This window comes from Achromobacter sp. B7, from assembly GCF_003600685.1.
Classification (GTDB): domain Bacteria; phylum Pseudomonadota; class Gammaproteobacteria; order Burkholderiales; family Burkholderiaceae_B; genus Achromobacter; species Achromobacter spanius_B.
Genome location: NZ_CP032084.1, coordinates 468319 through 489389 on the forward strand (window position 1 = coordinate 468319; position 21071 = coordinate 489389).

At 64.8% G+C, this 21071-nt stretch carries 12 protein-coding genes; 9 read left to right on the forward strand and 3 right to left on the reverse strand.

All coding sequences use genetic code 11. From position 1 onward, the window contains the following. Nucleotides 1–278 precede the first annotated feature (278 nt). From metH to DVB37_RS02190, 3 genes are all read left to right on the forward strand, one after another. On the forward strand, nucleotides 279–4052 hold the full coding sequence (gene metH, locus DVB37_RS02180; protein ID WP_120157377.1) for a methionine synthase: 3774 nt from the start codon (nucleotides 279–281) through the stop codon (nucleotides 4050–4052). Between the two features lie 446 nt (nucleotides 4053–4498). Continuing rightward, on the forward strand, nucleotides 4499–4951 hold the full coding sequence (cynS, locus tag DVB37_RS02185; RefSeq protein WP_104144785.1) for a cyanase: 453 nt from the start codon (nucleotides 4499–4501) through the stop codon (nucleotides 4949–4951). A 125-nt stretch (nucleotides 4952–5076) separates the two neighbouring features. After that, nucleotides 5077–7386 carry a tryptophan 2-monooxygenase oxidoreductase gene (locus DVB37_RS02190; protein ID WP_120153655.1) on the forward strand — a complete coding sequence of 770 codons (2310 nt, stop codon included), beginning with the start codon at nucleotides 5077–5079 and terminating at the stop codon, nucleotides 7384–7386. A 121-nt stretch (nucleotides 7387–7507) separates the two neighbouring features. Here the strand turns inward: DVB37_RS02190 and iaaH are convergent, their stop codons facing one another. Beyond that, nucleotides 7508–8986 carry an indoleacetamide hydrolase gene (iaaH, locus tag DVB37_RS02195; protein WP_120153657.1) on the reverse strand — a complete coding sequence of 493 codons (1479 nt, stop codon included), beginning with the start codon at nucleotides 8984–8986 and terminating at the stop codon, nucleotides 7508–7510. Between the two features lie 214 nt (nucleotides 8987–9200). On the opposite strand from iaaH, the gene DVB37_RS02200 reads away from it, so the two are divergent. From DVB37_RS02200 to DVB37_RS02215, 4 genes are read left to right on the forward strand one after another with little or no spacing between them, the layout of a single operon-like run. Continuing rightward, on the forward strand, nucleotides 9201–9929 hold the full coding sequence (locus tag DVB37_RS02200) for a FadR/GntR family transcriptional regulator (RefSeq protein ID WP_046807815.1): 729 nt from the start codon (nucleotides 9201–9203) through the stop codon (nucleotides 9927–9929). Between the two features lie 29 nt (nucleotides 9930–9958). Next, nucleotides 9959–10996: an L-idonate 5-dehydrogenase gene (locus tag DVB37_RS02205; RefSeq protein WP_120153659.1), complete on the forward strand. Its 1038-nt coding sequence runs from the start codon at nucleotides 9959–9961 to the stop codon at nucleotides 10994–10996. A 58-nt stretch (nucleotides 10997–11054) separates the two neighbouring features. After that, nucleotides 11055–12266, forward strand: coding sequence for a D-mannonate dehydratase ManD (manD, locus tag DVB37_RS02210; protein WP_046807817.1), 1212 nt, complete (start codon nucleotides 11055–11057; stop codon nucleotides 12264–12266). Further along, entirely contained in the window at nucleotides 12254–13861 is a 1608-nt protein-coding gene (locus DVB37_RS02215) for a mannitol dehydrogenase family protein (RefSeq protein ID WP_120153662.1), read from the forward strand. The genes manD and DVB37_RS02215 overlap by 13 nt, the downstream gene beginning before the upstream one ends. A gap of 93 nt (nucleotides 13862–13954) precedes the next feature. On the opposite strand, the gene DVB37_RS02220 is transcribed toward DVB37_RS02215, so the two are convergent. Further along, nucleotides 13955–14725, reverse strand: coding sequence for a class I SAM-dependent methyltransferase (locus DVB37_RS02220; RefSeq protein WP_104144779.1), 771 nt, complete (start codon nucleotides 14723–14725; stop codon nucleotides 13955–13957). A 93-nt stretch (nucleotides 14726–14818) separates the two neighbouring features. On the opposite strand from DVB37_RS02220, the gene DVB37_RS02225 reads away from it, so the two are divergent. Continuing rightward, nucleotides 14819–15649, forward strand: coding sequence for a helix-turn-helix transcriptional regulator (locus tag DVB37_RS02225; protein ID WP_120153664.1), 831 nt, complete (start codon nucleotides 14819–14821; stop codon nucleotides 15647–15649). A gap of 30 nt (nucleotides 15650–15679) precedes the next feature. Here DVB37_RS02225 and mutY read toward each other — a convergent pair whose 3' ends face one another. Then, on the reverse strand, nucleotides 15680–16759 hold the full coding sequence (gene mutY / locus DVB37_RS02230; protein WP_162941147.1) for an A/G-specific adenine glycosylase: 1080 nt from the start codon (nucleotides 16757–16759) through the stop codon (nucleotides 15680–15682). 173 nt (nucleotides 16760–16932) lie between these two features. On the opposite strand from mutY, the gene DVB37_RS02235 reads away from it, so the two are divergent. Continuing rightward, nucleotides 16933–20544, forward strand: coding sequence for an indolepyruvate ferredoxin oxidoreductase family protein (locus DVB37_RS02235; protein ID WP_120153668.1), 3612 nt, complete (start codon nucleotides 16933–16935; stop codon nucleotides 20542–20544). Nucleotides 20545–21071 lie beyond the last annotated feature (527 nt).

The window sequence follows — 21071 nt, forward strand, 5'->3', positions numbered from 1 at the left end:
GCTGGACGCGGGGCTTGCCGGCTGCCTGCTGGGGGGCAAGGCGGCGCGGCGGCCCGGGCGGGCATCTTCCTGTTTCCCGTTTACCTTTCGCACGCGGACAGGCAAGTGTTGTGTTCTTGCCAGCCTGATGCGCCGAAAGCACCGGTTCGGGGCCGAAACTGTATCACCCGAGGGCGCGAGAGACCCCGTTTTGTTACGATCAGGGCTTGTTTTTTCGGCGTTTTTCGCTTTTTAGCCACATCCGCGCCGCTGTTGGCCAACTTTATCTGGACCTGCCCGTGTCGTATCCCCGCCTGCCGTACCCGCCCGAAGCCTATACCCAGGGTGGCGAATTCGCCCGCCTGCTGGGCAAGCGCATCCTGATCCTGGACGGCGCCATGGGCACCATGATCCAGCGCTACAAGCTGGGCGAAGCCGACTTCCGGGGCGAGCGTTTCGCGGCCCACGGCAAAGACGTCAAGGGCAACAACGAGCTGCTGTCGCTGGTGCGCCCCGATGTCATTTCCGAGATCCATCGGCAATACCTGGAAGCGGGCGCCGACGTCATCGAAACCAACACCTTCGGCGCCACCACCATCGCGCAGGGCGACTACGACCTGCCGGAACTGGCCTACGAACTGAACCTGGTTTCCGCGCAATTGGCGCGCCAGGCCTGTGACGCCTACAGCACGCCGGACAAGCCGCGCTTCGTGGCCGGCGCCCTGGGCCCGCAGCCCAAGACTGCGTCGATCTCGCCCGACGTGAACGACCCCGGCGCGCGCAACGTCACGTTCGACGAATTGCGCGTGGCCTATATAGAACAGTTGAACGGCTTGCTGGACGGTGGCATCGACATCGTCCTGATCGAAACCATTTTCGACACGCTGAACGCCAAGGCCGCCATCTTCGCCACCGAAGAAGTGTTCGAGGCGCGCGGCATCCGTCTGCCCGTCATGATCTCGGGCACCGTCACCGACGCGTCCGGCCGCATCCTGTCGGGGCAGACCGTTGAAGCCTTCTGGAACTCGGTGCGCCACGCACGCCCCATCACCATCGGCCTGAACTGCGCGCTGGGCGCGGCGCTGATGCGCCCGTATGTGGCCGAGCTGTCCAAGATCTGCGACACCTACGTCTGCGTGTATCCCAACGCCGGCCTGCCCAACCCCATGGCCGAAACCGGCTTTGACGAAACGCCGGCCGACACGTCCGCGCTGCTGGAAGAATTCGCCCGCGCCGGCTTGGTGAACATGTCGGGCGGCTGTTGCGGCACCACGCCGGACCACATTCGCGCCATCGCCGACAAGGTCACGGCGCTGACGCCGCGCGTCGTGCCGGACATTCCCGTCAAGACGCGCCTGTCCGGCCTGGAAGCGCTGAACATCGACGAGGACACGCTGTACGTCAACGTGGGCGAACGCACCAACGTGACGGGCAGCAAGATGTTTGCCCGTCTGATCCGCGAGGAAAAGTACGACGAGGCGCTGGCCGTGGCGCGCCAGCAGGTCGAAAACGGCGCGCAGATCATCGACATCAACATGGACGAGGCCATGCTGGATTCGGTGGCCTGCATGCACCGCTTCCTGAACCTGATCGCGTCCGAGCCCGACATCGCGCGCGTGCCGGTAATGATCGACAGTTCCAAGTGGGAAGTCATCGAAACCGGCCTGAAATGCGTGCAGGGCAAGGCGGTGGTGAACTCCATTTCCATGAAGGAGGGGATCGAGCCCTTCCGCCATCACGCCCGCCTGTGCCGCCGCTACGGCGCGGCCGTGGTCGTCATGGCCTTTGACGAATTGGGCCAGGCCGACACGCTGGAGCGCCGCAAGGAAATCTGCGGCCGCGCGTACAAGATCCTGGTCGAGGAAGAAGGCTTTCCGCCGGAAGACATCATTTTCGACCCGAACGTTTTCGCGGTCGCCACCGGCATCGACGAACACAACCACTACGCGGTGGACTTCATCGAAGGCACCCGCTGGATCCGCCAAAACCTGCCCCACGCCCGCATCTCGGGCGGCGTGTCCAACGTCAGTTTCTCGTTCCGCGGCAACGAGCCGATGCGCGAGGCCATCCACACCGTGTTCCTGTATTACGCGGTCAAGGAAGGCATGACGATGGGCATCGTCAACGCCGGCCAGCTGGGCGTGTACGCCGACTTGGACCCCAAGCTGCGCGACCTGGTCGAAGACGTGGTGCTGGACCGCCCCGACCCTGTCGGCAAGACGGACCCGTCCGACGAACGCACGCCCACCGAACGCCTGGTGCAGTTTGCCGACAGCGTGAAGGGCTCGGGCGCCAAGCGCGAAGAAGACCTGACCTGGCGCAAGGCGGACGTCGAGCAGCGCCTGTCGCACGCGCTGGTGCACGGCATCACCACCTTCATCGTGGAAGACACCGAAGAGGTGCGCCAGAAGATCTTTGACCGGGGCGGTCGCCCTATCGAGGTCATCGAAGGCCCGCTCATGGACGGCATGAACGTCGTGGGCGACCTGTTCGGCGAAGGCAAGATGTTCTTGCCGCAAGTGGTGAAGTCGGCGCGCGTCATGAAGCAGGCCGTGGCCCATTTGATTCCCTTCATCGAAGAAGAAAAGCGCCAGATCGCGGCGGCCGGCGGCGACGTGCGCGCCAAGGGCAAGATCGTCATCGCCACCGTCAAGGGCGACGTGCACGACATCGGCAAGAACATCGTGTCTGTCGTCTTGCAATGCAATAACTTCGAAGTCGTGAACATGGGCGTGATGGTGCCCTGCGCGCAGATCCTGGAAAAGGCCAAGGAAGAAAACGCCGACATCGTCGGCTTGTCAGGCCTGATCACGCCCAGCCTGGAAGAGATGGCCTACGTGGCCAGCGAAATGCAGCGCGACGATTACTTCCGCAGCCGCAAGCTGCCGCTGATGATCGGCGGCGCTACCACCAGCCGCGTGCATACGGCCGTGAAGATCGCGCCCAACTACGAAGGCCCGGTCATCTATGTGCCCGACGCCAGCCGTTCGGTGGGTGTGGCCACCAACCTGATGTCGGACCAATCCGAAACGTACCTGGCCGAGCTGGCCAAGGAATACGAGGAAGTGCGCCGCCGCCACGCCAACCGCAAGGCCACGCCGATTCTGCCGCTGGCGGATGCGCGCGCGTCGCGCCCCGTCATCGACTGGGACAACTACACGCCGCCGCGCCCCAAGTTCATCGGCCGTCGCACGTTCAAGAGCTATGACTTGGCCGAGATCGTGAAGTACGTGGACTGGGGTCCGTTCTTCCAGACATGGAGCCTGTTCGGCCCGTTCCCCGCCATTCTTGATGACAAGGTCGTGGGCGAGCAGGCCCGCAAGGTCTATGCCGATGGCCTGGCCATGATGAAGCGCATTGTCGAAGGCCGCTGGCTGACGGCCAACGGCGTCGTGGGCTTCTACCCGGCCAACAGCGTCAACGACGAAGACATCGAAATCTACAAGGACGAAACGCGCAGCGAGGTGCTGTTCACGTATCGCAACCTGCGCCAGCAGGGCGCCAAGCGCGAGGGCGTCAGCAACAAGTCGTTGGCGGATTTCATTGCGCCCAAGTCGTCGGGCAAGATGGACTACATCGGCATGTTCGCCGTCACGGCGGGCATCGGCATCGAGAAAAAGGAAGCGGAATTCGAGAAGGCGCTGGATGACTATTCCAGCATCATGTTGAAGTCGCTGGCCGACCGCCTGGCCGAAGGCTTCGCCGAATGCCTGCATGCCCGCGTGCGCCAGGACCTGTGGGGCTACGCGCCCGACGAGGCCCTGTCCAACGAAGACATGATTGCCGAAAAGTACGTGGGCATCCGCCCCGCGCCCGGCTACCCGGCCTGCCCGGAACACGTGGTCAAGACCGATATGTTCCGCGTGCTGGACGGCGCCGACATTGGCATGATGCTGACCGACAGCTACGCCATGTACCCGGCGTCCAGCGTGTCGGGCTTTTACTTCAGCCACCCGCAATCGCAGTACTTCAACGTGGGTGTGATCGGCGAAGACCAGCTTGAAGACTACGCCAAGCGCAGCGGCCGCGGCATTGAAGACCTGAAGCGTACCCTGGCGCCAAACCTGGGGTGATCCCCGCAGGCGCGCCAGGTCGCGCCTGAGTTCCTTTCCAGTCTGTTATAGGCGGGCCGGCCCGCCGTGCTTTGGTTCGCGGGAAGAGGCCCAAAAGATATCTGAGCCCTCTCGGACTGGTATCGGACTGGTATCGGAGTGGTATAGGACTGGTATAGGAATAATCAGAATATATATGTCTACGTATGTATTCCAGTTAATAAGCAGAAGCCGCAAGTAACATCGCCTTCAAGCTTGAATGTCTATTTAAATTCAACGCTTTACGTTCATGTGCGGTCGATGGTGGTATCTGCTGGCGTCGAATCACAGTTGCAACATCAATAATAAAAACGCCGGCTTGTCCGAGTACGTAAGGCTTTACTTTCAATTTCTCTGTAGTAATCGGATGCTGTGCCGTTATCGGTCGTCGTGTCATTTCCTGTGCTTTTCAATGCTAGGAGAACGAGATGAAGATGCGCGCTGCGCTTATCGAAAAGATCCTGATCAAGAAACTGGAAACGAATATCAAGTGGCAGGCGATTGCAGATGCGCTCGGACTGCCCCTTGCCAAGGCCACCGCGGCATGCCTGGGCCAGATGCCGTTGTCCGAACTCAACGTCGGCAAATTGGACGGCCTGCTGAGCTTGGGCCTGACCAACACGGAAAAGCTGATTCTTCAGACGTCGCCCGACCGGGGCTCGCTGGAAGCCCTGATTCCCACGGATCCCGCCGTCTATCGCTTCTATGAGTTTCTGCTGATCTATGGGTCCACCCTGAAGCAGCTGATCTCGGAAAAATTCGGCGATGGCGTCATGTCCACTACGGATTTTGACCTGGTGGTGGACAAAACCGAAGACGCGGGCGGTCCCCGCGTGCGGCTTCAGATGACGGGCAAGTTCATGCCGTTCACGATGAACTGAATCCCGTGCCGCGCGGGGCCGTGACAGGCGTCGCGGCCCCGCCTTTCATAGCTGGTCAGGCCCGCGAGGCCATCCCTCGATCAGACCCCTGCAAGCCCCTTCCGTCACTCACCAAGGAGGACGAGATGAGCGTCACTGTAATCCGCAATCTTGCCAAAGCGCCCGATGCAAAAACCATCGCCGACGTGGCCAAAGTCGGCCGGTATTTCCGCCATCCCGATTCCGCGCGGATCGTTTATCCCACCATCGTGCAGCAACCGCTTGGCACCTTGCCCGCCGGCAAGAATCTGCGTGTCGCAATCGTGGGCGCGGGCGCGGCAGGCATCGCTGCCTTGAACGAGCTGTCGCGCATGGTGAACGACACGACAGGGACGGTGAACGTCTCGCTGTATGAATCGGACCCGGACAGTTTTCTGTTCGATCTGGCCCGAGGCTTGACCGTCAAGGGTAAGAAGGCAGGCCGTGTCCTGGCCGTGCAGTCCGATGACCGCACGGTGTACGAGGTGGGCGCGATGCGCTTTCCGGAAAGCGCCGGCCTGACCTGGCAGTATGCGCAGCGCGTGTTCGGCGCGGCAGCGAAAGTGCAGGTGTTTCCCAACCCGGGCAAGATCGCTACGGAATTCGTATTCGGGCACCGCGCCGACCGCTACAAGGGCGATGCGTGGCAGGACCCCGATTCGCCCACGCGGGCGGTCCGCGACCTGGTGTCGTCGCGCTTGGTCGGCGACGGCGTGCCGGCGCTGCTGCCCATTGGCCCGCGCACGCCGCTCGATGTCATTCGGATCCTGACCACGGATACCAGCTCCGATGCGTTGTTGCAGGAAATCGACCGGGACTGGAAACGATTTATCGCGGACAACGATGGCACCACACTGGAAGGCGCCGTGCGCACCATCATCCGGGAGTACGGCGCGTCTTTGCCCGCACTGCCGGGCCTGAGCCCCGACGATACTGAAAACTACTATGTAGAACTGTTTGCCCGATTCGGATTCGGCACGGGCGGATTCAAATCGCTGTTCGGCATCTCCATCGTCGAAATGATGCGGCTGGTTCTTTGGGATTATTCCAACGAATACACCTTGCCCGTGGTCGAGAACGTCGACTTCATCCGCCAGCTTTACACCACCACGCTGGCCAGTGCACCGGCAAATAAATTCAGCGTCACCCCGATTCAAGGTCGCGTGTCCGACGTGTTCCACCGCAAGGTTTCCGGGGCGAACACCGCTGTGGTCGCGCACTATGCGCCCGGCGGCGACAAGCTGCTGGACCAGTCATTCGATTACGTGATCCTGGCGTTGCCGCATGAACAACTGATTGGCCTGGTGACCCGGGCCGGCTATGCCACGCAGCCCAGTGCCAGCGTCACGTTCGGCGATCAGACAATGGGGCTGGAAGGACGCGCGTTTACCGACGTGTTGCCGCCCTTGCTGCTCAGCACCACTAGCGACATCCCGAACGCCCGGGCCGTCACCGCGATCAGCATGTTGCGCATGGTGCGGTCCTCGAAGATCTTCGGCACGATCAGCAATGCCGATCTGGCTAACCTGCCGATGCTGACACTACCGGGCGGTGTTTCGGAACCCATCAAGGCCGTCGTGTCCGATAGCGGCCTGGCCACGAGCTACATCGTGCCAAGCTCGATCAGCGCGGATTATTCCAGCGTGCTGGCAAGCTACACCTGGGACGACGACTCCACCCGCCTGCAACGCGACTTCGGTGCGTATCCGCAAAACCCGCCGGCAAGCGCGGGCGAAAGCGACGCCAACGGCATGTTTACGCGGATGATCAATCGCGCCGACAAGGACATCAAGTTTCCCGGCGAAGACGTCTACAAGCGCTGGTGGTTTGTCGATATCCTGAAAAAGATCCAGGTGCAGAACCGCTTTGTGTTCGACTGGACGACCAATGGTTCGGCCGGCGGCTTCAAGCTTGACCTGAGCGGTGACCACTACCAAAGCAATTTCTGCTTCCGCTATCACACGCACGCCCAGCATCCCGAGCTGGACAGCCGCTTCTTCATCGCGTCTGACAGTTTCAGCCACCTGGGCGGCTGGCTGGAAGGCGCGTTCATGAGTTCGGTCAACGCGGTGGCGGGTCTGGTGTTGGCGGCTAACGGGGGCAATGCCGCCAGCCTGAACAATGAAGCCGCCAAGGTCTTCACCACGCTGGAGTCGGTGGTCTACACCGCGCCGCCAACGCCGCCCGCGGGAAGGTCGGCCCTTGTCCGGCTCAGTCCCAACGACCCGTTGATGCGCGCTTTCAGAGAGATCTTTGCCATGTACGGCCCGACGATGAAGACGCTGCTGTCCGAACGGTTGGGCGATGGCGTGATGTCGACGACGGACTTTCGGATAAGCGTCGACCGGATTCCCCACGCGGACGGCGATCGCGTGGCGATCGAACTGAGCGGTCGCTTCGAGCCTTTCGATGCGTGACACATAACGGGCGCAATCATGCGCGCCGTGGTGGGCGCCGCAGCAGGTAAGACCAGGTCGAGGCGATCCGGCGCAAGCACGATGCCTCGACCCGTTTGTTTGTCACGCGTGTCGTCTATCGTCAGGCCGACGGCGGGGCGATGCGGCCCAGGATGCGTTCAAGGGTCAGCCCAATCGCCAGCACCGCGCGGTCTGCTTTCGGCAGCGCGTCTATCTCCAAGCCCACGGGCAGGCCTTCTTTCGACAACCCGGCCGGGATGCTCAAGCCCGGCAGCCCGGCGTTGCTGCCCGGGTCCACGTTGCGGGCCAGTCGGCTGAACGCTTCGAAGCTGCTGGCCTGCGGCGTAGCGGGCAGCGGCAGGATCGGCAGCGTGGGAAACAGCAGGCCGTCCAGCCGGTGTTCCTTGAACGCGCGGCGATAGACGTCGATGAGTTCATCGCGCTGGTGCGAGATCACGCGCTCGTACAAGGGTTGCAGCGCCAGTACCTGACCATCCGGGGTGGGCAATACGCCGGGCACGATCAAGCCTTCAAAAATGCCTTTGACGTCGGAGCTGGATATCCGCGCCACCACCTCGTCAAAGCTCACGCCCGTGTCGTAGCGTTGCAGGTAGTCGGTCAGGTCCGGCTTTTGTTCATACAGGCATAGCGGCATGCCGACCGCGGCGTTGGCGGCAGGCAGCTCGGGCATGTCGATCTCCACCAACTGCACGCCCGCGTCGCGCAGCTTTTGCAGCGCGGCGTGGGTGACCTCGCGGACCTGGGGTTCCAGGTCGTTCCAGAAATAGCTGGCCAGGCCCAGGCGCACGTTTTCAGCGGCAAGGGGTGCAAGCGGTGCGTTGTCGTCGGCCAGCACGGCATCCAGCAGCACGATGTCGTCCATGCTGTTGGCAATGGGGCCCGGGGTATCGCGGGTGTGCGAAATGGGCGTGATGCCCGCGCCGTCATAGCGCCCGACGGACGGCCGGAACCCAACGGCGCCGTTCACCGACGCCGGCAGCCGCACCGATGCGCCGGTGTCGGTGCCCATGGCGGCCGGCGTCAGGCGCGCGCCCACGGCGGCGCCGCTGCCCGACGACGAACCGCCTGCGATGCGGCTGCTGTCATAGGCGTTGCGCGTGCCGTCGCCCAACGGGCCGGGAAACGCAGTGTTGTAGCCCGACACGCCAAACGCCAGTTCATGCATGTTGGTTTTGCCAACGATGACCGCGCCCGCCGCGCGCAGCCGCTGCACCACCGGCGCGTCCTCGGCCGGGCGGAACGACTTCAGCGCGGGCGTGCCGGCCGTGTTGGGCAGGCCGGCAACGTGGATGTTGTCTTTGATGGCGATGGGTACGCCGCCCAACGGGCCGCCGTGCGGTTGCGCGTCGTAGGCGCGGGCCTGGGCCAGTGCGCCATGGCGGTCCACGGTAATGAAGGCGTTCAGCGCGGCGTGGGCGTCGATACGGGTCAGGCTGGCCTGGGTCAGCGCTTCGCTGGACAAGCGGCCCTCACGGATCAGGGCCGCGGCCTGGCCGACGGTCAGGGCGGCCAGCACGTCGTCGCCGTGAGCATGAGGCAAGGGCGGCGCGGAGGTGGGCTGCTTGGATGAATCGGACATGGCGCGGTTCCCTTAGGCACGGTTGATGGAACCGCCATCTATACCGTTAGCGGGCGGGCGTGTCGAGCGCGGCCGCTACGCCTGGCCACCCAGGACTTGGTTCACCGGGGGTGCGCCGACTGTTTACCGACGGTTTGCCGACGGGCTACTGGTAAACCATGATGCCTAGGATTGGTGAACCAAATATTATTTGGTCAGACCACTTCAATATGCCATGACGCTGCAACTCATCCCCAAACCCGAAGAGCCGGCCAGCAAGCCCGCGCCGGACCGCGCCTACGTGCGGCTGGCCGCGCAGATCCACGCCCTGGTCGCCCAAGGCGAATTCGCCGTCGGCAAGCGGTTGCCGGCCGAACGCGCGCTGGCTGAACGCTTTGATGTCAGCCGCACCGCGCTGCGCGAAGCCATCATCGCGCTGGAACTGCAAGGGGTGGTGGAAGTGCGGGGCGGGTCGGGTATTTATGTCTGCGAACCCAAGCCCGGCGTGGCCCGCCTGCCGCCCGCGCAGGAAGCGGGGGCCGGGCCGTTTGAACTGCTGCGGGCGCGCTGCCTGATCGAGTCCGAGGTGGCGGCGCTGGCCGCCACGACGCGCAGCGATGCCGACCTGGACCGCATCTTCGAGGCGCTGACCACCATGCGCGAGCAGATGACGGACAAGGCGGCCAACCAAGAGGCCGACCGGCGCTTTCACCTTCTCATCGCGCAGTCCACCGGCAATAGCGTGTTGCTGGCGACGGTAACGTCAATGTGGGACCAGGCCCAAGGCCCGATCTGGGAAAAGATAGAACAGCATTTCCATTCGCAGGATTTGCGTCAGGCATCGCAGCAAGACCATCAGCGAATTTTCAGCGCGCTGGTTGCGCGCGATGCGCAGGCGGCCAGGCTGGCGATGCGTGCGCACCTGGAACGCGTCATCGGCGAATTCGCCCAGGGGTGGCGATAGCGCATCCCGTCACATAGGGGCACACCAGCATGTTGAATTGCGCAATTCATGGTGCACAGGATCTGCGTCTGGACGTACAGGCGCCTGAAGCGTTGGGCGCGACGCAGGTGCGCGTGGCCATTAAGGCGGTGGGCATCTGCGGGTCGGACCTGCATTACTACCGTCATGGCAGGGTGGGCGACTTTGTCATCCGCGAACCGCTGACGCCCGGCCACGAGGCCTCTGGCCAGGTGCTTGAAGTCGGCGCCGCCGTTACCGCCGTGAAGCCAGGCGACCGCGTGGCGCTGGACCCGGCCCGCACCTGCGGCGTGTGCCGCTATTGCCGTCAAGGCGATTCCAACCACTGCGAAGCGGTGCATTTTTTTGGTAGCGCCAGCCGCTATCCGCACATGCAGGGCGCCATGCGCGAACAGGTTGTGGTGCAGGACGCGCAATGCCTGCCCGTGCCGGATAGCTTGTCGTTCGAACTGGCGGCCTTTGGCGAACCCGTGGCCGTGGCGCTGCACGCGGTGCGCAGCGCTGGCAGTCTGCTGGGCAAGTCGGTGATGGTGGTGGGGGCCGGCCCCATCGGCGCCTTGATCCTGATGGCGGCGCGGCTGGCCGGCGCCAGCCGCGTGACGGTGGTGGACATCGTGGATGAAACGCTGGCCGCCTGCGCCCGCGTGGGCGCCACGGGCACCATCAATGCCGCTACGGACCCCGGCGCCATCGACGCGCTTGCCGCGGGCAAGGGTACGGTCGACGTGTGCTTTGAAGCGTCCGGCAATTACGCGGGGCTGGCCAACTGCATCCGCGTCACGCGCCCGCGCGGCGTCATCGTCACGGTAGGAACCTTGAACGGCAGCAGCGACCAATGCCCGTTCAATCAGATCATGGTGAAAAGCCTGTCGGTGATCGGCAGCTTTCGCTTCGTCGACGAGTACGCCTGGGCGGTGGATTACCTGAGCCGTGGCGTACTGGACGTGTCGCCGCTGCTGACGGCGGCGGTGCCGGTGCGCAACGTGCATGACGCCTTCGCGCTGGCGGCCGATCGGCATTTGGCGATGAAGGTAATGGTGACGTTCTGACGCGGCCTGCTCCGGCCAACCCTATTCCTGCCCCCCGCTGTCTACTCGGAAAACCACAATGAAAATTACGAATGCACGCGTGATCGTTTGTTCGCCGGGCCGCAACTTCGTGACCCTGAAGATAGAGACCGACCAGGGGCTGACGGGCATCGGCGACGCCACCTTGAACGGGCGCGAACTGGCGGTGTCGGCGTATCTGACCGAACACGTGATCCCCTGCCTGATCGGGCGCGACGCGCATCAGATCGAGGACATCTGGCAGTACTTGTACAAAGGTGCGTACTGGCGGCGCGGCCCGGTCACCATGACCGCGATCGCCGCCGTGGACACCGCGCTATGGGACTTAAAGGCCAAGGCGGCCGGCATGCCGCTGTACCAGCTGCTGGGCGGCAAGAGCCGCAGCGGCGTGATGGTCTACGGGCACGCCAACGGCTCGGACATCGAGCACACGCTGGACGAAGTGCTGCGCTATGCCGACATGGGCTATCACGCCATCCGCGCGCAAAGCGGGGTGCCGGGGCTGGACAAGGTCTATGGCGTGGGGCGCGGCAATCTGTTCTACGAGCCCGCCGACGCCGACCTGCCCAGCGAACATGACTGGTCCACCGAAAAATACCTGCGTCACACGCCGCAACTGTTCGAACGCATCCGCGACAAGCTGGGCTTTGATCATCACCTGCTGCACGATGTGCATCACCGCCTGACGCCGATCGAAGCCGGGCGGCTGGGCAAGTCGCTGGAACCCTACAACCTGTTCTGGATGGAAGACGCGACCCCGGCCGAAAACCAGGACGCCTTTCGCCTGATCCGGCAGCACACGACCACGCCGCTGGCCGTGGGCGAGATCTTCAATTCCATCTGGGATTGCAAGGACCTGGTGCAGAACCAGCTGATCGACTACATCCGGACCACCGTGGTGCACGCGGGCGGCATCACGCATCTGCGCCGTATCGCTGACCTGGCCTCGCTGTACCAGGTGCGCACCGGCTGCCACGGCGCTACCGACCTGTCGCCGGTGTGCATGGGCGCGGCGTTGCACTTTGACCTGTGGGTGCCAAACTTCGGCATCCAGGAATACATGCGCCACACCGAGGAAACCGACGCCGTCTTTCCGCACGCCTATACGTTCAACCAGGGCATGCTGTACCCCGGCGACGTGCCGGGCCATGGCGTGGACATCGATGAAGCGCTGGCGGCCAAGTACCCCTATAAACGTGCTTACCTGCCGGTCAACCGCTTGCAGCAGGACGGCACGCTGTGGAATTGGTAGCGGCCGACGCCGCGCGGCTTGCGCCTGAGCGATTGGCCTCATTGCCCGATGCGGTGACGCGGCCCACGTATGACCGGGCCGCCTTGCGCGTGGGCATCGTGCATCTGGGCTTGGGGGCATTCGCGCGCGCGCATCTGGCGGCGGTCAACGAGGCCGCGCTGCATGCGGGCGCGGGCGTGGACGTGGACCTGGGCTGGGGCATCTGCGGTGTGTCGTTGCGGCAGACGGACACGCGCGATGCGCTGGCGCCGCAAGCGGGGTTGTACGCGTTGGCGCTACGCAGCGCGCGCCAGGGCGGCGGCGAGGGCGAGGGCGGGTGCGGCGGTACGGGCATGCGCGGGAACGGCGGCCTGCAACAGCAGATTGCGGTGATCGGCTGCCTGATCGAAACCCTGGTTGCGCCCGAAGATCCCAACGCCGTCCTGACGCGCATCGCCCATGCGGACACGCGCATCGTCAGCGTGACCGTGACTGAAAAGGGCTATTGCCACGACCCGGCCACTGGCCGGTTGAACCTGCAACACCCCGACATCGTGCACGACCTTGCCCATCCGCTGGCGCCGCGCAGCACCATCGGTTATCTGGTTGGGGGCTTGCAGCAGCGGCGCGCGGCGGGGCGCGGCGCAATCACCTTGATGTCGCTGGACAACCTGCCCGGCAACGGGCATCTGCTGCGAGGCATGGTGCTGGCGTTTGCGCGGCAGCTTGACCCGGCCCTGGCGGCATGGATCGATGCCTCGTGCGCGTTCCCGTGCTCCATGGTGGACCGCATCGTGCCTCGTACAACCGACGAGGATCGCCGCGCCGTGGCACGCGCGCTGGGCCTGCACGATGCGTGGCCGGTAGTGGGCGAGCCCTATCTGGAATGGGTGGTCGAAGACCAGTTTGCCGCCGGCCGGCCGGACTGGGCGGCGGGCGGCGCGCGTTTCGTGTCGGATGCCGCGCCGTTTGAAACCTTGAAGCTGCGCACCGTCAACGGCCTGCATTCGGCGCTGGCCTATCTGTCGGTGATGGCGGGCTGGGCGACGGTGGACGAAGCGCTGGCCCAGCCGGCGCTGAAGGCTTATCTGGCCGCGTTGATGCAGGACGAAATCGTGCCGACGCTGCCCACCTTGCCGGGCCTGGACCTGGCGCATTATCAGCAGCGGCTGTTGCAGCGCTTCGAGAACCCGGCGTTAAAACACCAGACTCGGCAGATTGCGATGGACGGTTCGCAGAAGCTGCCGCAACGCTTGCTGGACACCGTGCGTGCCCGCTTGGCGGCGGATATGCCGATCGACAAGCTGGCGCTGGCGGTGGCCGCGTGGCTGCACTTCTTGCGCGGCGTTGACGAGGCGGGGCGGCGTTTTGACATCCAGGACCCGATGGCGGCAGAGTTGGCGCAACGGCTTGCCGAGGCGGAGCGTGCCGTTGATGCCCGCAGCGCCGGGCCGGCCGCCATGCAAGCCTGGACCGAAACGCTAATCGGCGTGACCGCGGTGTTTGGTGACCTGGGCGACGACCCGCGCTTTGTGCGGGCCGTGTCGCAAGCCGCGCATGCGCTGCGCACGCGGGGCGTGGCGGGGGCGCTGAGCGCGCAGGGCCTGCTTACGTAGGCCTGTACGTAGGCCTGCACGTAGGCCCGTTTACGTATGGGCTGTTTCGGTATGGGCTGTTTCCGTATGGCCTGTTTCCGTAGGCCGCGTTCATCACCCCGGCTTTTTCACCACGATCGTCGCCGTGTCGCTGGTGAACGAGCCGTCGTCCTGCACATCGAAATGCGCGCGCACCACATCGGGCGCAATGCTGAACATATGGCGCAACGCCGCAACCAGCGTGTCCGGCGTGCGCATGCGCGTCACCCAGGTCTGGAATTCCAGCGGCAGGCGGCGCGGCGACAGGCCCTGCAAGGTGAAGCCTGCCTCGGTCAGCATCCGCGTCCATTCGGCCACGGAATAGTCGCGCACGTGGGACGTGTCGCGCAGCACTTCAATCGTTTGCAGCCAGGTGTCCAGCAGCGGCTCGCCGGGCGAGACCACGTCGGCAAACACGGCGATGCCGCCGGGCTTGAGCACGCGGAACGCTTCGCGCAGACCACGGCCGGCGTCCTGCCAGTGGTGGGTGGAATAGCGCGACATCACCACGTCGAATTCGCCATCGGCAAAGGGCAGGTATTCGGCCTTGCCCTGGCGCGTGGCCACGTTGGCCAGCCCGCGCTTGGCGGCTTCACCGGCCACCACGTCCAGCATCTGCTGGGACAGGTCGTAGGCGGTGACGGCCTGGACTTCGGGCGCCACGTGAAACGTCACGTGGCCGCCGCCACAGCCCAGGTCCAGCACGCGTGCCTGCGGGTGTTCGCGCGCGATGCCGGCCATTTGCAGCAGGTCTTCGCCCTGGGCGTGGACTGCGCTAGTCAGGTACGCCGTGGCGCGGGGGCTGAACTGGCGGTCGACGGCGGCGTCGTGGGTGCTGGCGGTCATGAAATTCCTTGGTTAGCGTTGTGCGGGGTGTAAGGTGCAGGCGCTAAGATAGGCCGGCCTTTATACACGTACAAGTCCATTGCTTATCCTGGTATGACTACTTCCCCCCAAAGCGCGGCCAACCAAGATGGATCGCCCCTGCGCCGCCAGGCGCTAGGCGAATTCGTGCGCAGCGCGCGGTCGCGCATTACGCCTCAGATGGCGGGTCTACCCGAAGGCATGCGGCGCCGCACGCCGGGCCTGCGACGCGAAGAAGTGGCGCAACTGTGCGGGATCAGCGTCACCTGGTACACGTGGATCGAGCAAGGCCGGGAAGTCTCGGTGTCGCCGTCCGTGTGGTCGCGCATCGCGGGCGTGCTGCAACTGGCGCGCGCCGAACGCGCCTACCTGTTCGACCTTGCCGACTGCGCCGACCCCCAGCACGCGCGCGATGACGCAGGCGCGGCGCCCGGCCCTTTGCAGGAATGCGTGGACGCCATCAACGCGCCGGCCTATGTGCTGGACCGCGCGTGGAATGTGCTGGCGTGGAACGAGCCGCTGCGCGACCTGTTCGACAACTGGCCCAAGCGCGATGCCGAACCGAATCTATTGCGCTACATCTTCCTGGACCCGGCCGCGCGTGAGCTGGTGGTGGATTGGGATCAGCGCGCGCGCCGCGTGGTGGCGGAATTTCGCGCCGACGCGGGCGCGCATCTGGATGAGCCAGCCGTGCTTGGCCTGCTGGACACGCTGAATCGCCAAAGCCCGGTGTTCGCCCATTGGTGGACGCGCCATGCGGTGGTGGAACGCGAAGGCGGCCTGCGTGAATTCCAGCATCCCCGCGACGGCAAGCTGGCGTTTCAGCAGATCACGTTCCGACTGGCCACGCACCCCGACCTGAAACTGGTGATGCTGTTGAGCGGCTCGGCGCCTGAAGACAGGTAGTTCGCGGGGCGGCGGCGAGTTGCCATTTTTTCAGCGCTTGGCCGTGCAGAACAGGCTGTCCTGCATGCCCGCGTCGACCAGCCCCTGCAATAGTTTCTTGACCGGCGCGGGCAGCGCCATGGATGCCAGCTTGTCGGCGGGCACCCAGCGTTCCGGCACGGGCGATTCGCGCAAGCGGGCGGCGCGCACGGGCACCAGCCACGGACGGATGTGCAGGCGATAGTGCGTGAACGTGTGGGCGAAAGCGGCCAGTTCGAAGCGCTGTTCCGGTTCCAGTCCCAGCGCGCGCGAGGCGGCGTCGGGGTCGCCCGCCACGTCGAATTCAGGCAGGCTCCACAGGCCGCCCCAGATGCCCGGTTCAGGCCGCTGCTGCAACAGGAAAGCGCCCTGGTGCTGCAACACCAACATGCCGGTCTCGCGTTCAGGAATCGCCTTGCGGACCTTGGGTGTGGGCAGTTCGGCCTGGCGGCCTTCGCGGCGGGCGACGCAGGTGTCCGCCATGGGGCAGCGTTCACAGGCGGGCTTGCCGCGCGTGCACAGCGTGGCGCCCAGGTCCATCAAGCCTTGCGTGTAGGCGGCCATGTCCAGCCCGGGGGCCGCTTCGACCTGCGCGTCGGCCAATGCCCACAAGCGGGTTTCGACCTCGCGCTTGGCGGGGTCGCCGGCAATGCCGAAGTGGCGCGTGAAGACGCGCTTGACGTTGCCGTCCAGGATGGGCGAGCGCTCGCCGTAGGCGAACGCGGCGATGGCGGCGGCGGTGGACCGGCCGATACCGGGCAGCGTGGCGATGGCTTCGGCCGAAGGCGGAAAGCGTCCGTTCCACAGTTCAGCGATCTGCACCGCGCAGCGATGCAGGTTGCGCGCGCGGGCGTAGTAGCCCAGCCCGGCCCAATACGGCATCACGTCTTCCTGGCTGGCGGCGGCCAGCGCGGCCACGTCCGGAAAACGCTGAAGGAAACGTTCGTAGTACGGGATGACGGTGGCCACTTGCGTCTGCTGCAACATGATCTCGGATAGCCAGATCCGATAGGGGTCACGCGTGTTTTGCCAGGGCAGATCGTGGCGGCCGTGCTGGCGTTGCCAGGCGACGATTCTCGGGGCGAAGTCCATGGCGGCAATTATCGCATCGCCCTATTGCCGGGGTGGGGGCGACCGGTTACAACTATCGGCACTACAGCGCTAACGCGCCACGACTTCACTTTCACGGCCCTTGTTGGCCCGCGTGACCGTCAAGCGAGGCGGCTCGCGAAGCTGGAGGGGGCCTCCAGGATTTTGGAGTACACATGAATGCCCCCCTGCCAGCCGCCGTACGCACGGCGCTTGAATCCGTCCAACTTGACGACAAGTACACCCTGGAATCCGGCCGCGCCTGGATGAGCGGCATCCACGCCCTGGTGCGCCTGCCCATGATGCAGCGCGTGCGCGATGCGCGGGCGGGGTTGAACACCGCGGGCTTCGTGTCCGGCTACCGGGGTTCTCCGCTGGGTGGGGTGGACCAGAACATGTGGAAGGCGGCCAGGCACTTGAAGGCGCACCACATTGAATTTCAGCCGGGCGTCAATGAAGACCTGGCCGCCACGGCGGTCTGGGGCTCGCAACAGGTGAACCTGTTTCCGGGCGCCAAGTACGACGGCGTCTTCGGCATGTGGTACGGCAAGGGGCCGGGCGTGGACCGCTGCGGCGACGTCTTCAAGCATGCCAACGCCGCGGGCACGTCGCGCCACGGTGGCGTGCTGGTGGTGGCGGGCGACGACCATCCGGCCAAGTCCTCGACCTTGCCGCACCAAAGCGATCACATCCTGAAGGCCTGCATGATTCCGGCGCTGTTTCCGTCCAGCGTTCAAGAGGTGCTGGATTACGGGCTGCACGGGTGGGCGATGAGCCGCTATGCGGGTGTGTGGGTGGGCATGAAGTGCATTACCGACATCGTCGAAGTGTCGGCGTCGGTGGACGTGGACCCGCATCGCGTACAAATCCAGTTGCCGGAAGATTTCATCCTGCCGCCTGACGGCTTGAACATCCGGGTGCCCGACACGCCGCTGCAACAAGAGGCGCGGCTGTTGGACTACAAGCTGTACGCGGCGCTGGCGTACGCGCGCGCCAACAAGCTGAATCGCGAGCTGTGGCAGGTGCCGCAACGCGATGCGCGCTTTGGCATCATGACGTCGGGCAAGGCGTATCTGGACACGCGTCAGGCGCTGTCGGACTTGGGCTTGACCGAGGCCGTGTGCCAACGCATTGGCCTGCGCTTGTACAAGGTGGGTATGGTGTGGCCGCTGGAGTCAGCCGGCATGCAGCAGTTTGCCGACGGGCTGGACGAGATTCTGGTGGTCGAGGAAAAGCGCCAGGTGCTGGAATACCAGCTGAAGGAAGAGTTGTTCAGCTGGATCGGCAGCGGCAAGAAGATTCCCCGGGTGGTGGGTAAATTCGACGACAAGGATGGCGGTGAATGGTCGGTGCCGCAGGGCAACTGGCTGCTGCCGGCGCATTACGAGTTTTCGCCCGCGATGGTGGCGCGCGCGATTGCGGCGCGGCTGCTGCGCTTTGCGTTGCCGGACGATGTGCGCGCGGGTATCGAGGCGCGGCTGCAATTCATCCAGGATCGCGAACAGGCGCTGGCACGGCCGCGCGTGGTGCAGGAGCGCAAACCATGGTTCTGTTCGGGCTGTCCGCACAATACGTCGACGCGTTTGCCGGAAGGTTCGCGCGGGATGGCGGGCATTGGCTGCCACTACATGGTGCGGTGGATGGACCGCAATACCGAGGTGTACACGCAGATGGGCGGCGAGGGGGTGCCGTGGATAGGGCAGGCGCCGTTCACGGAAGAAAAACACGTGTTCGCGAACCTGGGCGACGGCACGTATTTCCATTCGGGGCTGTTGGCGATCCGCGCGGCGGTGGCGGCGAAGGTGCCCATCACCTACAAGATTCTGTTCAACGACGCGGTGGCGATGACGGGCGGGCAGCCGGTGGACGGACCCATCAGCGTGCCGATGATTTCGCGGCAGATGGCGGCCGAGGGAATCGAGAAAATCGTGGTGGTGACGGACGAGCCGGACAAGTACAAGGACGCGCCGGGTTTGGCGCCGGATGTTCCGGTGCTGCATCGTGATGAGCTGGACGCGGTGATGCGCGATTTGCGCGAGCATCCGGGCGTATCCGTGCTGATCTACGACCAGACCTGTGCAACGGAAAAGCGGCGTCGCCGCAAGCGCGGGGCGTATGCGGACCCGGCGCGGCGCGTGGTCATCAACGAGCGCGTGTGCGAAGGCTGCGGAGACTGTTCAACGGCGTCGCATTGCCTGTCGGTGGAGCCGCTGGAAACGGAGTTTGGGCGCAAGCGCAAGATCAATCAATCCAGCTGCAATAAGGACTTTTCCTGTTTGAAGGGCTTTTGCCCCAGCTTCGTGACGGTGGAAGGCGGCAAGCTGAAGAAGCCGCAGGCGTTGTCGCAGGAAGGCGTCGTCGACGAGGGCGTGCCGGAGCCGCGCGTGCCGGTGCCGGATCACGCTTATGGCGTGTTTATCGCGGGGGTGGGCGGCACGGGCGTGGTGACGATCGGGCAGTTGTTGGGCATGGCGGCGCATCTTGAGGGCAAGGGCTGTTCGGTGCTGGACATGGCGGGCCTGGCGCAGAAGGGCGGCGCGGTGTATTCGCATGTGGTGCTGGGGCAATCGCCGGAACATCTGTTGAATACGCGCGTGGCGATGGGCGAGGCCGATCTGGTGCTGGCGGGCGACTTGGTCGTGGCAACCAGCGCGGACAGCATGGCGCGGGTGTGCCCGGGCCGCACGAAGGTGCTGTTGAACAGCGACACCGCGCCCACGGCGGCGTTTGTGTCGAACCCGGACTGGACGCTGCCGGGCGCGGACCTGACGGCGGATCTGCAAGCCGCGTGCGGCAAGGACAATTTGTACGCGGTGGATGCGGCGGCGATGGCGGTGGTGTTGTTGGGCGACGCGATCTACTCCAACCCGTTGATGATGGGATATGCGTATCAAAAGGGCTGGCTGCCGTTGTCACGCGAGGCGTTGCTGCGGGCAATTGAATTGAACGGTCAGCAGGTGGCGAACAATCAGGCGGCGTTTGCGTGGGGGCGCCGCGCGGCGCACGACCCGGCGGACGTGATGCGGTTGATGGCGAACGGCGGGGTGCCGTTGGCGGGGCCGCAAGACATCATCGAGCTCAAGCGGCCGCGCAGCGCGGCGCCGGTGACGGACTTGAAAAAGCCAACCGGAGAATTGGCGCAGGTGGTGGCGGTGCGCAAGGCGTTTCTGACGCAATACCAGGACGCGGCGTATGCCAAGCAGTACACGGACCTTGTCGACAAGGTGGCGCGTGCGGAACAGGAAGCGACGGGCACGCATCGGTTGGCGGTTGCCGTGGCGCGCAACTATTTCAAGCTGATGGCCTACAAGGACGAATACGAGGTGGCGCGGCTGTATTCGGATGGGGAGTTCGTGAAGAAGATCGGGGAACAGTTCGAAGGGGACTGGAAGCTGCACTTCCATCTGGCGCCGCCGCTGTTCTCGCGGCGCGACAAGGCGGGGCATTTGGTCAAGCGTGCTTATGGGCCGGGGATGTTGAAGGTGTTCGGGGTGCTGGCGAAGATGCGACGGTTGCGGGGGACGCGGTTGGATGTGTTCGGGTATACGGCGGAGAGGCGGGCAGAGCGCGAGCTGATACGGGAGTATCGGGAGACGTTGTCGGCGATTTTGGTGAAGTTGAATCGGGGGAATCTGGAAAGGGCGGTGGCGTTAGCGCGGGTGCCGGAGGAGATTCGGGGGTATGGACATGTGAAGGAGGAGGCGGTGGCGCGGGCGGCTTTGGTGCGGGAGGAGTTGTTGAAGGAATTTAGTGCGAGGGTGGTGGCGATTGGGGTTCGGGCGGCTTGAGGGGGGCTGGGGTGGGAGTTGAGGTTGGGGGGGATGCTGGGATTTGATGCTGGGATTTGAAGCTGGGATTTAGGGTCAGGGGCGGTTTGGGTCTTTTGGAGCGGAGCAGGTTCTTTTGACGCCTGGCGCGGCGGCGGCGCGGGGCGGCGGGTCAACGATTGCGGTCCGGAGCCTTCGCTCCGGACTGCCCCGTCGTCATCTTCGTCCGCCTTCGGCTCCCTTCAGATTCCCTCGGGCTTATCGACTCCCCGCCACCCCGCGCCACCACCACGCCAGGCTGCGTCAGTTGGCGCTGAGGGGGGCTGGGGAGGGGGGGCGTTCTTTTGGTTCTTGCCTACTGGAGGGGTGGGGCGGAAGGGCTTGCGGGGCCCGCCCCAGGCCGGCCGCGCGGGCGGCCTTTTGGGGCTTACGCGGTTGTGGTGCGTCGGGGCGGGGGCGCTGCGCGAATGCGGGGGTTGTGGTGCGTCGGGGCGGGGGCGCTGCGCGAATGCGGGGATTGTGGTGCTTCGGGGGGGCGGGCGCTGGTT

What these genes read in the sequence shown, in the direction of transcription:
- DVB37_RS02200 (WP_046807815.1), top strand. Translation starts at nt 9,201, where the DNA reads ATGACGCTGCAACTCATCCCCAAACCCGAAGAGCCGGCCAGCAAGCCC.
- DVB37_RS02225 (WP_120153664.1), top strand. Translation starts at nt 14,819, where the DNA reads ATGACTACTTCCCCCCAAAGCGCGGCCAACCAAGATGGATCGCCCCTG.
- DVB37_RS02190 (WP_120153655.1), top strand. Translation starts at nt 5,077, where the DNA reads ATGAGCGTCACTGTAATCCGCAATCTTGCCAAAGCGCCCGATGCAAAA.
- DVB37_RS02205 (WP_120153659.1), top strand. Translation starts at nt 9,959, where the DNA reads ATGTTGAATTGCGCAATTCATGGTGCACAGGATCTGCGTCTGGACGTA.
- DVB37_RS02220 (WP_104144779.1), bottom strand. Translation starts at nt 14,725, where the DNA reads ATGACCGCCAGCACCCACGACGCCGCCGTCGACCGCCAGTTCAGCCCC.
- DVB37_RS02235 (WP_120153668.1), top strand. Translation starts at nt 16,933, where the DNA reads ATGAATGCCCCCCTGCCAGCCGCCGTACGCACGGCGCTTGAATCCGTC.
- cynS (WP_104144785.1), top strand. Translation starts at nt 4,499, where the DNA reads ATGAAGATGCGCGCTGCGCTTATCGAAAAGATCCTGATCAAGAAACTG.
- iaaH (WP_120153657.1), bottom strand. Translation starts at nt 8,986, where the DNA reads ATGTCCGATTCATCCAAGCAGCCCACCTCCGCGCCGCCCTTGCCTCAT.
- mutY (WP_162941147.1), bottom strand. Translation starts at nt 16,759, where the DNA reads ATGGACTTCGCCCCGAGAATCGTCGCCTGGCAACGCCAGCACGGCCGC.
- manD (WP_046807817.1), top strand. Translation starts at nt 11,055, where the DNA reads ATGAAAATTACGAATGCACGCGTGATCGTTTGTTCGCCGGGCCGCAAC.